General features: G+C 54.0%; 9 protein-coding genes. 5 read left to right on the top strand and 4 right to left on the bottom strand.

The features are described 5' to 3' along the window. The first annotated feature begins 136 nt into the window (after window positions 1-136). The gene (locus MHI42_RS19135; protein ID WP_342420377.1) at window positions 137-1447 is read left to right on the top strand and encodes a helix-turn-helix domain-containing protein; all 1311 of its coding nucleotides are present in this window, start codon (window positions 137-139) and stop codon (window positions 1445-1447) included. Here the strand turns inward: MHI42_RS19135 and MHI42_RS19130 are convergent. Then, window positions 1437-1664, bottom strand: a complete 228-nt coding sequence (locus MHI42_RS19130) for a helix-turn-helix domain-containing protein (RefSeq protein ID WP_171716314.1) — start codon at window positions 1662-1664, stop codon at window positions 1437-1439. The genes MHI42_RS19135 and MHI42_RS19130 overlap by 11 nt on opposite strands. Beyond that, complete coding sequence (locus MHI42_RS19125) at window positions 1610-1954, bottom strand: sigma-70 family RNA polymerase sigma factor (protein ID WP_342420376.1); 345 nt, start codon at window positions 1952-1954, stop codon at window positions 1610-1612. Before MHI42_RS19125 ends, MHI42_RS19130 begins: the two co-directional genes overlap by 55 nt. A 239-nt stretch (window positions 1955-2193) precedes the next feature. Here MHI42_RS19125 and MHI42_RS19120 point away from each other — a divergent pair, with 239 nt between their 5' ends. Next, the gene (locus MHI42_RS19120; RefSeq protein WP_342420375.1) at window positions 2194-3915 is read left to right on the top strand and encodes a DUF4127 family protein; all 1722 of its coding nucleotides are present in this window, start codon (window positions 2194-2196) and stop codon (window positions 3913-3915) included. Window positions 3916-4048: 133 nt separating this feature from the next. Further along, window positions 4049-4774: a protein-glutamine gamma-glutamyltransferase gene (locus MHI42_RS19115; protein ID WP_171716311.1), complete on the top strand. Its 726-nt coding sequence runs from the start codon at window positions 4049-4051 to the stop codon at window positions 4772-4774. Window positions 4775-4783: 9 nt separating this feature from the next. On the opposite strand, the gene MHI42_RS19110 is transcribed toward MHI42_RS19115, so the two are convergent. Then, window positions 4784-6403: a response regulator gene (locus MHI42_RS19110; protein WP_336103633.1), complete on the bottom strand. Its 1620-nt coding sequence runs from the start codon at window positions 6401-6403 to the stop codon at window positions 4784-4786. Next, window positions 6378-8234, bottom strand: coding sequence for a sensor histidine kinase (locus MHI42_RS19105; protein ID WP_342420374.1), 1857 nt, complete (start codon window positions 8232-8234; stop codon window positions 6378-6380). Before MHI42_RS19105 ends, MHI42_RS19110 begins: the two co-directional genes overlap by 26 nt. Window positions 8235-8361: 127 nt before the next feature. Here MHI42_RS19105 and MHI42_RS19100 point away from each other — a divergent pair, with 127 nt between their 5' ends. Together MHI42_RS19100 and MHI42_RS19095 are read left to right on the top strand one after the other, a co-directional pair. Then, window positions 8362-9834: an extracellular solute-binding protein gene (locus MHI42_RS19100; RefSeq protein WP_342420373.1), complete on the top strand. Its 1473-nt coding sequence runs from the start codon at window positions 8362-8364 to the stop codon at window positions 9832-9834. A 264-nt stretch (window positions 9835-10098) separates the two neighbouring features. Further along, complete coding sequence (locus MHI42_RS19095) at window positions 10099-13200, top strand: collagen-like protein (RefSeq protein ID WP_342420372.1); 3102 nt, start codon at window positions 10099-10101, stop codon at window positions 13198-13200. Window positions 13201-13412 lie beyond the last annotated feature (212 nt).

Genomic DNA, 13412 nt, shown 5'->3' with positions numbered 1-13412 from the left:
TACAGTCCGGCGGGCAATCGCCGGATTATTTTTATGCAGACTGAATGTCTATGTTAGGTTTCCTCCGTATTTCTTGGATGTTCCTATAGGCAACTGCCAAACGGTGTAATATAATGTAATCAATTCTACAGCGAAATTGATTAAAGCTTCTGTTATTCTTCAGGTTGGGGTGGGCACATTGACAGAATCAGAGCAGACATTTGACCGTTTTTTTGACAGCATGGAATCCCTGGCGGATACCATCAGCGAATCGCTTCAGTCGCAGGTGACGATTGAGGACAGCAACCATCATGTGATCGGGTACAGCTCCCATCAGTTTGAGAGCGATCCGGCGCGTATCTCGACCATTATCGGCAAAAGAGTTCCGAATACGGTGATTATAGGCCTCCACAAAAAAGGGGTCATGCATGATCTGGAGAATACCAGCCACCCCATCCGCATTCCTGCAGTCATGGAGGTGGGTCTGGGCCCCCGCTTGGCCATGTGCATCAAACACCAGCAGGAGATTCTCGGCTACATCTGGGTGGTGGACCGGGGGAATCTCGCCGAAGGCCATGCCGAACGGATTGTCGAAAAAGCCGCAGGCATTGCCGGGCGTTATCTGCTGAAGCAGCGGGGCTGGAAGACGAAGCAGGAGAAGACGTTCGAGGATTTCTTCTGGAAGCTGCTGACCTCGCATTACGAGAGTGAGCTGCGCATCCGCCAGGAGGCGGAGGCCGGGTCCATTCTGCTGCCGGAGAGCTATTATATCGGGGTACTGGAGAGCGATAAGCCGGTGGATGAGCATTTCCTGCAGAATTTCCGCCGGATTATGGATGCCTATGCCGGACAGCGGCTGCTGTTCCAGACTGCCGAGCAGAACCGGCTGATTATTCTGTTCTCGTTTGTGTTCCCTGTGGAAGGGACGGAGCGGCTGTCCTCGTTCGTGCAGAAGCTGATCCGGGATATGGGCGCAAGCGAAGGCTGCAGGCTTACGGCCGGCTGCAGTCCGGGCTACCGCGAATATACTTCTGCGGCCGCCGCTTACCGCGAAGCGCTGCAGATTCTGGAGATCAAGAAGCTGCTGCCTTATCACGCCCGTGAGCTGCTGCTCTATGAAGAGATTGGCTTCTGGGCTTACCTTCCGGCCATTCTGGAGCAGAAGCGCAGCCGGACACGGCGCAGCGCTCTGCTCTACCCGCTGAAGGAACATGACCGCGAGCATAAGAGCGATTTCCTCAAGACCATAGCCGTCTACCTGACGATGAACGGGAATCTGAAGGAATCGGCTGCCTTTCTGCATATCCATACCAATACATTAATGTACCGGCTGAACCGGATCGCCGAGATTACAGGCAGGAGCCTGAAGGAAACGGATTACCGTACATCTATTTATCTGGATATTCTGACCGAGGAGACAGCACAGGTGAATGGCTGGTTCCAAGAGGCGCCCGGGTTCAAGGAGTAGTCTCTTCATGTGCAGATACAAATTCAAGAAACTCCACGATAATTTCTGAGGCGGCCTCTTCATCGGGTAACCGGGCATACTGGCTCAACTTCTGTATATCAGGCTGGAATAATTCAAGGAGCTGCAGCATCGCTGCGGCTTCTTTATTTTTGGCCGCTTGGATCAGTCTTGTAATTTCGTTGTCTGAGATAGCTGGTGGATGATCTTCTTTTTCCATTTGCTCACCGCCTGTTGGCTCATATTGAATTGCTTGGCGACCTCCGCTTCGCTGTACCCTTCCAGATAGAGGTTATATAAGATGGATTTTTCAAAAGCAGGCAGGCTTTCCGTGAGCTGCTCAATCATTATTTTGTTATCGGAAGCCTGAGTAAAGTTTGTTCCAGACTGTATATTGTCAAAAAGCGGAGATTCCAGCCGTCCGGCCTTTTTAGCCCTATACTGTACTCTCCAACCTATCCGGCAGAGTTCATTCCGGTAGCGTTCATATACCGTTTGTGCTCTATCCAAAGCGGATTACCCCTTTCTGGAAATAAAAATAATAATATGTATATATGGGCGTGTATGATGGTTATCGATGAATAAATAGGAACATACGTTCCATTTTATTGTATCATAGTTGAATAGATGGATGCCAATATTGGGAAATTTAATATTTTTTTATTTTCAGGTTGTATTTTAGCTGCCTAATTTACCTTATAAGTGAAGGCATCCGGGCCTATCTGCTACTCAGAGGGAGCTTGATACAAATGAAGAAGGTGCTATACGTACCATTGGATGATAGACCCGTCAATCTGGACGATGTTATTACTCAAGGGAAATCGGCAGGAATCCATGTAATCACCCCGCATGTAGCTGATCTTAGAAATCGTCTGGATTCGCACAAGACATCATCGGGGACCACCTTACTAACCACATCATCACCGGCATATGGGGACACCGCCCGCATCCGGAAATTTATTCTTCATCATGCAGCGTCTGCAGACGGCTTTATAATCTCTACGGATATGCTCGCCTACGGGGGCCTGATTGGAAGCCGCCGTCTCCGGGCGGACGCGGGGGGAGCTTATCCGGCCTATGATCCTGAGATCACGAACCTGCTGGACGTGATCCGTCTAGTGAAGCAGTCTTATCCGGACAAGCCGGTGTATGTGCTGGATACGATTATGAGGCTGGCTACAACGTCTTTTGCAGATGGTCTGGACTTGGCGGCCTATACAGAATCACGCAATTTCATGCTTCAGCCGCGAAGAAGCTTTACGCAGTTTGAAGATATTCTCAGCGGATATAACCTGTCTCCAACGGGTTCCTATGGCAGCACGGCCACTTTTGATAAGGAGCAGTATTACAATACGAGACAGCATAAGTTCAAAACGAATCATTACATTCTGGAGAAGCTGGCGCAGGAGGGATATATTGATTTTCTTGCGGTAGGTGTGGATGATGCCAATACTCAGGGAGTGCAGATTAACGAGATTCACTTTGTAGAAGAGTGCATTAATGGCTGGCTCGGCGGCATGAATGGTCAGAATCCGGAGCGTGCAATCATTCTTCCGGATGCAGACGGACTGGGACAGGCGTTATTGGCACGTATGGCGAATCAGCTCTATCGTAACGGGGCGAAGACAGGGTGTGCCGTTCAATACTTCGGACCCCATGGCTCTACCATTACGAGTCCGTATGAATATATGGATGTACATCAGAACATTCTGCGTCATGTGGACATTGTGGGTGCAGCGTCTGAGTCTGTGGGCGGTTCAGCTGCCTTGGAGATTATCGCGGTTACCGCTGCGGATCAGACGCCGGCTGCGGTTGACCGCCTTGCGGCTAATCACGCCAATGGTGTTCTGTCTGTAGTGATTGATTTTGTCGGCAGCGGTGCAGCGGATGCTGCGGTAACTGAAAGCCTGCTGGGCAGCCGGCATACCGGAAGTATATTAGGATACAGCGGCTGGAATACGCCGGGTAACAAAATCGGGATAGCGCTGGGCATGGGCCAGGCCCGGTATGCATTGTTGGTTACGGAGACAGATGCGGCGGCGCTCAGCTCTGCTGTTAACGCTCACGGGTCGCTTTTATTCAAACGCTTCTTGAAAGATTACTATTACAAAAGGCTGGCTATCGGTGAAATCCGGGAATATTCAAGAGCCCATTCGTTATATGTGAATGTCGCTGCGATTGCAGATCAAAATATGCTTTTGTTTAATAGTCCGGAAGACTATTCTCATTTACAAGCTCTGCTGAGAGAGCGGATGCAGACACATACAGCCACCCTTGCCGGGACAAATGCATTCCTTATCGGGAGTCCTGAACCAGCCTGCAGTATCCGTCAGATTAGCGGAGCTGCCTGGTCGTTTGCGGAATATTCCAGTGCGGTACTTCATTACCATGATCCCGGTTATATTTGGGGCCGTGCTTTTGAAATTACTTTGAAGCCTAGCGTAACCTTACACAAGAAGCGCAAGAATTAATATAATCATTGAAGATAAGACCCCACTCTGTGGGGTTATTTTGTGCTGGGCGCAAAGTCCCACGCACCAATATGAGGCCCGACACGTACAATAACCTATATTTCATGACAAGAAGATGAAGGGGGGAAGCAGGATGGGGTATGGATACACGGCTCCTGCGAATCCGGCATTCGAGATTAAAATGCGGGGAGAGATTATCGCTGCAGCCAGAGCGATGAACGCCGGGGGGACGGACTTCTCGACATTTAAGAACTCCCGCTGCAATCCAAGATATTGGAATCGTACGGCGGGCGGCGGTTTTGAATTGAAGGCAGGGGTTAGCCCTTCTGCAGCAATCAATGATATTTTTGTAAATGGACAGCTGTATGCCTTCGAATGCGCAATGGCGATGGTAATGATTCTATATAGAGCGACCATCAGTATGATCGGGGAGAATGCCTTCGACCGCTACTTCACCGATCTGTACCTGTGGGACTGGAACTATGACAGCAATCTGAAGATGATCACCACCTTCAATCCGTCGGAATTACAGCCGGGGGATGTAGTCTACTTCAAGAATCCCGATCATGATCCGGATAAGCCGGAGTGGCAGGGGGAGAACGCGATTATGCTGTCGAATGACCGCTTCTACGGGCACGGGCTGGGTATTAAGAGCGCCTCCGAGATGATCACTTCACTCAACAGGGAAAGAGTACCGGGCAGCCGGACCTCGGCTTACCTGGCGGATGAGGGGCTTCACCCTGACTTTGCCTATATAGCTACATTAACTACGCGCTCTAACCTGCCGATATCCGGGAATCGCAGAGCCAGCACGGCCATCTACTCCAGAATAGGCGTCAGATCCTATATCATCAGATAGAGCTCAGCATCACTGATTTTGTTCAGAGCGGTATTTAAGCGGGTGCAGGCCAACGGTTTTTTTGAAAACTGTACTGAAGTAATGGGGATTCTCATAGCCCACGAGTTCGGAAATCTCCATTACTTTGAGGTCTGTGCTTGTCAGCAGCTCCTTCGCTTTGCCTATACGGATCCGGGTGATATAGTCGGTAATCGTCTCACCGGTCTCCTTCTTGAAGATCAGACTGATATAGTTAGGCGTCAGGAATACCTCCTCGGCAATTCTGGAAATGGAGAGCTCAGAGGCGTAGCCTTCCTGGATAATAGAATGGATTTTGCTGATGATCCGGCTGTTCTTGGAGGTGTTCTTGCCTGCTACATACGCACTTAAGTCATGAAAAAGCGACAGCATATACGCCTTCAGGCCGGTAATATTCTTCTGAAGGTACAGCTTATCCATAATTGTAATCCGGTCACTCAGTACCAGCCGGGTATCCTCATCAATCTCATACAGGGCCCTGGCGGACGTGAAAATCATCTCGGCACAAATACTCTGCACATATCCGATCTGCAGCTTGGGCCCGGCCAGTCTGGTGAACAGCTGCTCCATCAGCTCCATGACGGTGCCCGTATGGCCTGCCTTCAGTTCATTCATGAGCCGGGCCTGGAATTTATAGAAGAAGGTGCTCTCCAGTGTCTCCGTTTCCGGCTGGATATCCTTAATGTAGAGGACAGAGCCGTGCCCGGTATAGAATGTGTACACCAGCGCGGCCAGCGCATCCTTGTACGAGTCCTCCAGCTGGCCTGCCAGGGGACAAGCTCTGCCAATGCCGGCCGAGGCATCCAGCCGCAGATACTTGCGGATATTACTGATAATCTGCCCGCATACTTCTGAGATGGAAGAGGGCGAGGGATCGTCTGCCGGGCAGAAAAGCATAATGAACTCGTTCTCGCTGGCGACGAAGCTGATGGAGCACGGGTGGCTGACCAGACACTCATTGATAATATTTTGAATGGAAAAATAGAGCAGCTGCTTGTATTCCTCCGAGAATTTGTCCACGGCGCTCTGGTATTCATCCAGCTGCAGTACACAGGCTGTCAAAGCTGTCCCCCGCTTGAAGGGAAGGGCGAAATAATCGATTTTCTGCCAAATTTCATCCTCGTTCCGGTATAGGCCGGCAATCAGATTCTGCAGGAACTTGTCGCGGATCACCGGCATGCTGTCCTGCAGCTGCTTCCTCAGCTGCTCTACATCCATCTGATGCTCACGTTCCCCCTTAAGCTTAGCGACAACCTGATGGAAGACCTCCCGGACCTCAGGTAATTTCACCGGCTTCAGAATATATCCCTCGGCATTCACCTTCAGCGCGTCCCGGGCATAGGAGAAGTCCTGGGCGCCGCTGATGATAATGATTTTGGTAGGACTGCCTGCTTCCCGCAGCTTCTCCGCCACCTGCAGACCGCCCATCAGCGGCATCATAATATCGGTGAACAGAATATCCGGCGCAAGCTTCAGGCATAATTCATAGGCCTCCAGCCCGTCAGACGCCTCCCCTATAATCTCAATTCCGAATTCCTCCTGCCATTTGAACACGTGGATCAGGCTGCTGCGGATAAACGGCTCATCATCCGCTACGATCATCGTTAACATCTTCACTCACCTCATCCCATGTAGTCACCACCGGAAACCGGATCACCGCAAGCAGGCCGCAGCCATCCTCGGTATTAGCGTAATAGCGGATTCCGTAAGACGCTCCAAAAAACTGCTGGATTCTCATATGCACATTGCGGATACCATAGGACTGGTTGCCCGGCTGCGGATGGGTTAGCAGCAGGTTCAGCCGTTCCGGGTCTGCCCCCACGCCGTCGTCAAACACCGAAACGCTGAGAATCCCCTGTGAAGTCTCGACTCTAATGCGGATTCTGCCTTGACCCCGGCGCTGCTGAATGCCATGAATCAGGGCATTCTCCACCAGCGGCTGCAGGCTGAGCTTGACCACCAGGCATTCCTCCAGCAGCTTGGGGTCCGTCTCCTCCAGTTCATATTCCAGCCTATCCCGGAAACGGAACCGCTGAATCTCCAGATAGCTCTCCACCTGCCGCAGCTCATCGCGGAGCGGGATGATATTCCGACCCTTGCTCAGGCTGTACCTGAAGAAATCCGAGAGGGAGGTAACCATGTTGCTGATCTCGGGAATATCGTGATTGATGGCGATCCAGTTGATCGAATCCAGGGTGTTGTAAAGAAAATGCGGGTTGATCTGGGCCTGCAGGGTCTGGAGCTCGGCTTCTTTCTTGCGCAGCTCGGTCACATAGAGCTTGTCAATCAGCGCCTTAATCTGCTGGAGCAGCTTGTTATAGCGGTTGAACAAGTAGGCGAATTCATCCTTGCGCCTGTAGCGGATGGTAATGTTGAAATTTCCGCTTTCGGCATGCGACATCGACTGGATGAACTTGCGGATCGGCGCTGAGATATTCTCTGACAGCAGCAGGGCCATCATGAGCGAGACCAGCATACAGATGCCGATCACGATATACATCACCCGGCGGAAGGCGGCTAATTCTCCGTTAAGCTCACGGACAGGCGAGAAGGAGAGAATGGTCCAGCCGGTGTTGTCAATGGTCCGGTAGGAGACAAGCATATTCTCGCCGCCGATCATCTGGTGAAAAGAATGCAGACCCGCAGAACCGTCAGCCGGAGCGTTCATCTTGCTGTAGTAGTCCTGTGTGTTGATGTTCTGCCCGATCAGGGCCGGCTCCGGACTGATGGCGATCGTGCCGGTTCCGTCTGCGATATAGACCTTGCTGCCGGGCGTAGGCTTGTAATGCTCCAGCAGTGTGCCGAATTCAGCTACAGGAATGTCGATGGTGAGCAGTCCGACATAGGGCAGCTGTGCATGCCGGATGCCGAACAGGCGCCTTGCGAATTTGAGGGTGTACTTGGAATCCAGAGAGCTGAGTCCGACGACAGTGAAATCGGATTGGGCCGGAATGCCGAGATACCAGGGCTTCAGGGAGATGAGATCGATATTGAATACACGTCTGGAGAAGTTATATTGGGTATATTCCGGGCGGTTCAGCATATAGAGCATAGGGACAAAGCTGCTTCCAGACGTACCGTTCGCGGGGAAATTCTCGAGAATTTTGCTCAGGGCAGCCAGCTCATTAATGATTCCGCTGCTGTCCGTGGGCCGGTTAGAGGAGATGAGGTCAGCGAATTCCGAATTAAGATAGAGCGATACCATGGATTTATTGGCGGCCTCGAACCGCTGGGCCAGATTGTCCTGAACGAGATTGAAGTTGTTCTCAATGGATGTATTAACATTGCGGGTGATAATATCGGCTGATTTGTTATATACCGTCACCGATATAATGGTTGTCGGAAGCAGGACGAGGAACAGGAAGTAGAGAATCAGCCGGCTGCGGATGCTGAAATTATACAAGAAGAGGGTCCGCGACAACGTATCAAACAGCTTCCTCATTGGAGCCCTCCCCGGCATCCGATATTTGCGGCTTGCCATTTATCGGGTATTGTTGGAAAATACCAATCAATAGTTGGTATACATTGTAAAACGCAATAAGTCTTGATGTCAACGCAGGAGGTGCAAGATGAAACGGTTCCTGTTCTATATCCTTGCCTTATTATTATGCGGGACTGCAGCGTATGCCATTGCTTATGACCGTCCGCTGCTGGTGGACTTCAGTCCGGGTCCTACGGAGGCGCCGGTGCAGCCCATCCGGGTAAAGATTGCCCTGTATGACTGGACGGAGAACCTGGAAGTGAAGAATGCCATCAGTCAATATAACAAAACCAATCCTGATCATATCGAGATTAACGTTATGGATATCGCTGCAGATGTCTACGATGACACCTTAAATATGCTGATGACCTCGGGACAGGGTCCGGATGTGTTCAGTGTTGATAATACCTGGCTGGCTACCTATGTGAACAAGGGGTATTTGGCTAATCTGTCCGCAGAGTTGAAAACTGCTGATTTAAGCAGATTCCCGGCATGGGCAAGGAACTATGCACACAGCTCTTTGTTCAGAGGGGGGATCTACTTCATGCCCTCCAGTGTTGATACTGTGCGTCTCCTCTATAACAAGCAGCTGTTCCGCGATGCCGGACTTGACCCGGAGCACCCGCCGCTTACCTTCGGAGCGGTGAAAGAGGCTGCCGCCCGGATCAGCCAGGCAGGAGAGGGCGTGAATAAATATGGCTTCGCGCTTCCCGCCGGAGACAGCCAGGATAGCCTGCAGACCGGTCTTGAAATCTCCAATACCTCCAGCGGTTACTATCTTTATAATTACCAGACCGGGCGTTATGAGCTGAGTGTATACAGATTGTGGCTGCAAATGGTGCTGGACATGAAGCGTGAGGGGAGTCTGTATCCGGGCGAGGCACTGCTTAAGCGTGACAGCGCCCTGCGGCAGTTCGCGGACGGCAATATCGGCATGATGTACGCCACCAGCAAAGATTATGTAAAGCTGCAGGAATATATGCCGAAGGACGATTGGGGAGTTGCAATGCCTCCTGTGGCGGACTCCTCCAAGCAGGGCGGCGGAGCGCTCATGATGATTCCGCACTCTCCGCTGGTAGTGAATAGTTCAGCTCCAAGCCGGGAGGCGGCGGTTAAAGTGTGGAAATTCCTGCAGTCCGGGGAATTCCTGACCATTCTGTTCCAGCAGGCGCTGGCCCTGCCGGTGGTGGACGGTATTCTCGATGTTCCGGGTCTTGCACCGGGGCTGGGGCACTTCAAGGAATTTGTTCCGGCTGCCGCTGAGTCTATATATCCGCTCTCGCCGCAGATTATGGATCAATATGATCCGAGCTCGGTATCTATGGAACCGCGGGACTCCGGGGACCGTCCGAGGATGCAGCTGTATCTGCAGATTCTCTCGGGAGAGAAGCCGCTTGACGAGGGGCTGCGCAGCGAAACGGAGCGGCTGAATCAGATGCTCGACATTGCGGATACGGGGTACTCTTTTCAGCGCGAGGAGTATATCTATCCTGACTTTGATCCGCATAATCCCCTAAAGGCAGAGAGCCTGGAGAGCCGGCTGAGTAAGGGACAGGAATAGAATAGCCAGTGTGGATTAGGGACTTATCCGGGCCGTAGCGGCTTCGGGAAAGTCCCTTTTTGTCTGCTCATTCTTTTGTGCTGGATGTGTACCGGATTGGAGCGTTAACGTCCACACCGTATGGGGAGTGCCGGAATAATACTATATAAATCAATCTTTGTACTGCTAGTTTCAGTACTAGCTTCTATAAGGGAAAAGATAGATTCAGCAGAGTAGGAAGTAGAGTATGGGACAATTAAATCGGCAAATAAAGGAGACTGGGAAATGAGCTTCTTATCAACGGGACCGCTGGAGAATAATATGGTTGGAGGTGTGAGACCGACCACTCAGGTTACGGTCAGAATCGATAACCGCAGCAGCACTTCAGCTTCGATGGTATTAGTACAAGGTTATTACATGCTCGGGGGAATAAGGAACCTGTATGTCAGCGAGTCGCTGAATGTGGCTGCAAACGAAGTGATAACAAACACTTATTATGCGGATCTGGATGCTTTTGAATTTCTGTTTGTCACCCCGGATATGACGGATGACCCTATCCAGATTTCACTGTGGGGCAAGAGCAGCACCGGACAGCTGGTAACAGCCCACCGGCTGGTATCTGCTGAGCTGCTTGGGGAAACCACGGGGATTACCGGAGCGACCGGGGCGACAGGCGACGCAGGCGCAACAGGCGTAACAGGTGCAACCGGGGTAACTGGGGCGCCGGGAGCAGGAGTAACCGGAGCTATTGGTGTAACGGGAGCCACTGGTGTAACGGGAGCAACCGGGGTAACTGGAGCGAGCGGTGTTACGGGTGCGACGGGAGCGACGGGCGAAGCAGGCGTGACTGGAGCGACTGGCGAAGCTGGGGTGACCGGGGCGACGGGCGAAGCGGGCGTAACTGGTGCGACAGGCGAAGCGGGCGTGACTGGAGCGACAGGCGAAGCTGGAGTTACGGGAGCGACGGGCGAAGCGGGCGTGACTGGAGCTACGGGCGAAGCAGGAGTGACTGGAGCGACGGGCGAAGCGGGCGTGACGGGGGCGACGGGCGAAGCTGGAGTTACTGGAGCGACGGGCGAAGCGGGAGTGACCGGGGCGACGGGCGAAGCAGGCGTGACTGGAGCGACGGGCGAAGCTGGAGTGACTGGAGCGACGGGCGAAGCAGGCGTGACTGGAGCGACGGGCGAAGCGGGCGTAACTGGGGCAACGGGCGAAGCGGGCGTGACTGGAGCGACGGGCGAAGCTGGAGTTACTGGAGCGACGGGCGAAGCTGGAGTTACGGGAGCAACGGGCGAAGCGGGCGTGACTGGAGCGACGGGCGAAGCGGGCGTGACCGGAGCGACAGGCGAAGCGGGCGTAACTGGAGCGACAGGCGAAGCGGGCGTGACTGGTGCGACGGGCGAAGCTGGAGTTACTGGAGCGACGGGCGAAGCTGGAGTTACTGGAGCGACGGGCGAAGCGGGAGTGACTGGAGCGACGGGCGAAGCGGGAGTTACGGGAGCGACGGGCGAAGCGGGCGTGACTGGGGCGACGGGCGAAGCTGGCGTAACTGGGGCGACAGGCGAAGCGGGCGTGACTGGTGCAACGGGCGAAGCAGGCGTGACTGGGGCGACGGGCGAAGCAGGCGTGACTGGGGAGACGGGCGAAGCAGGCGTGACTGGAGCGACAGGCGAAGCGGGCGTGACTGGGGCGACGGGCGAAGCAGGCGTGACTGGTGCGACGGGCGAAGCGGGCGTGACTGGAGCGACAGGCGAAGCGGGCGTGACTGGAGCGACGGGCGAAGCTGGAGTTACGGGAGCAACGGGCGAAGCTGGAGTTACTGGTGCGACGGGCGAAGCGGGCGTGACTGGGGCGACGGGCGAAGCTGGGGTGACTGGAGCAACGGGCGAAGCAGGCGTGACTGGAGCGACGGGCGAAGCAGGCGTGACTGGTGCGACGGGCGAAGCGGGAGTTACGGGAGCGACGGGCGAAGCGGGCGTGACCGGGGCGACGGGCGAAGCAGGCGTGACTGGAGCGACGGGCGAAGCGGGCGTGACTGGAGCGACGGGCGAAGCTGGAGTGACTGGAGCGACAGGCGAAGCTGGAGTTACTGGAGCGACGGGCGAAGCGGGAGTGACTGGAGCAACTGGAGCAACTGGTGCGTCTGGGGTTACCGGTGCGACGGGAGCAGGAGTAACCGGAGCCACTGGTGTGACGGGAGCAACAGGAGACGCAGGCGTGACAGGTGCAACCGGGGTTACAGGAGCTACGGGAGTGGGAGTGACTGGAGCGACTGGAGTAACGGGAGCAACAGGAGACGCAGGCGTGACAGGTGCAACCGGGGTTACAGGAGCTACGGGAGTTGGAGCGACTGGGGTAACGGGAGCAACAGGAGACGCAGGCGTGACAGGTGCAACCGGGGTTACAGGAGCTACGGGAGCTACGGGAGTTGGAGCGACTGGAGTAACGGGAGCAACGGGAGACGTAGGCGTGACGGGTGCAACCGGGGTTACAGGAGCTACGGGAGCTACGGGAGCTGGCGTGACCGGAGCGACTGGAGTAACGGGAGCAACAGGAGACGCAGGCGTGACAGGTGCGACCGGGGTTACAGGAGCTACGGGAGTGGGCGTAACCGGAGCGACTGGAGTAACGGGAGCAACAGGAGACGCAGGCGTGACAGGTGCAACCGGGGTTACGGGTGCGACGGGAGCTGGCGTGACCGGAGCGACTGGAGTAACGGGAGCAACAGGAGACGCAGGCGTGACAGGTGCAACCGGGGTTACAGGAGCAACGGGAGTGGGCGTAACCGGAGCGACTGGGGTAACTGGGCTTACGGGAGCAATAGGCATAACGGGTGCAACCGGCGTGACCGGAGTCACCGGAACCACGGGCATAACCGGAACCACCGGTGCGACAGGCCCCAATATCTCAACGGAAGGCTTCTCGGCATTCCTGCCTTCGTTCTCGGCGGCAGCCAGCACACAGCTTACAGGGTGGACGGTGACGACGCCTTATTACGACAGCGCGACTTTTAACGAAACAACGGGCAACTACACCATCCCGGCCACAGGCAGATATTCGTTTGAGGCGACTATTAACTACAGTACTACGGCTGCGATTTCAGTTGCGTTGGGTGCAGGAGTGAACCCGGCTTTTGTAGTGCGGAGAACGTCCCCTACGGTAACAGATCTGGTAACCGGGCTCTTCCCTCTGCTGAATGTTAACATCGCACTGCTGTTGTCACTCCGGACGATATTAGGGAACGGTACGGTAACATTAACGGGTGAGTTTGAACTGACGGCAGGCGATGTAATCGGCCTGTTCTACGCAGCAGATGGATTAACGCTTCCGCTGGATCTTGGCGGTTCCTCCTCGGGCGTTGTGTGGTCTGTGCACAGACTGACGTAATACAATGAATTTGTACGAAGTTACAGGTTTCCTCTAAAATACAAAAGGGCGCACACAGCTATCATTGTGGAGCGCCCTTTTTGGTATGACTACAAATCCACAATCCTAAACTCCGTAGGATTTTGAACTTTTATTATAGATGGCCTTATTTAGCATCAGCCGTTCTCCGGCTACACTTAAGTCATGGAAGAGAGAGACTGCTGAAGGAATCA

The organism is Paenibacillus sp. FSL E2-0178 (assembly GCF_038593005.1).
Lineage (GTDB): Bacteria > Bacillota > Bacilli > Paenibacillales > Paenibacillaceae > Paenibacillus_AQ > Paenibacillus_AQ phytohabitans.
This window is presented reverse-complemented; position numbering and strand designations above follow the sequence as displayed.

Excerpts from the sequence above, each read along its gene's own strand:
- MHI42_RS19105 (WP_342420374.1), bottom strand. The coding sequence starts at position 8,234 with ATGAGGAAGCTGTTTGATACGTTGTCGCGGACCCTCTTCTTGTATAAT.
- MHI42_RS19100 (WP_342420373.1), top strand. The coding sequence starts at position 8,362 with ATGAAACGGTTCCTGTTCTATATCCTTGCCTTATTATTATGCGGGACT.
- MHI42_RS19095 (WP_342420372.1), top strand. The coding sequence starts at position 10,099 with ATGAGCTTCTTATCAACGGGACCGCTGGAGAATAATATGGTTGGAGGT.
- MHI42_RS19110 (WP_336103633.1), bottom strand. The coding sequence starts at position 6,403 with ATGTTAACGATGATCGTAGCGGATGATGAGCCGTTTATCCGCAGCAGC.
- MHI42_RS19130 (WP_171716314.1), bottom strand. The coding sequence starts at position 1,664 with ATGGAAAAAGAAGATCATCCACCAGCTATCTCAGACAACGAAATTACA.
- MHI42_RS19115 (WP_171716311.1), top strand. The coding sequence starts at position 4,049 with ATGGGGTATGGATACACGGCTCCTGCGAATCCGGCATTCGAGATTAAA.
- MHI42_RS19120 (WP_342420375.1), top strand. The coding sequence starts at position 2,194 with ATGAAGAAGGTGCTATACGTACCATTGGATGATAGACCCGTCAATCTG.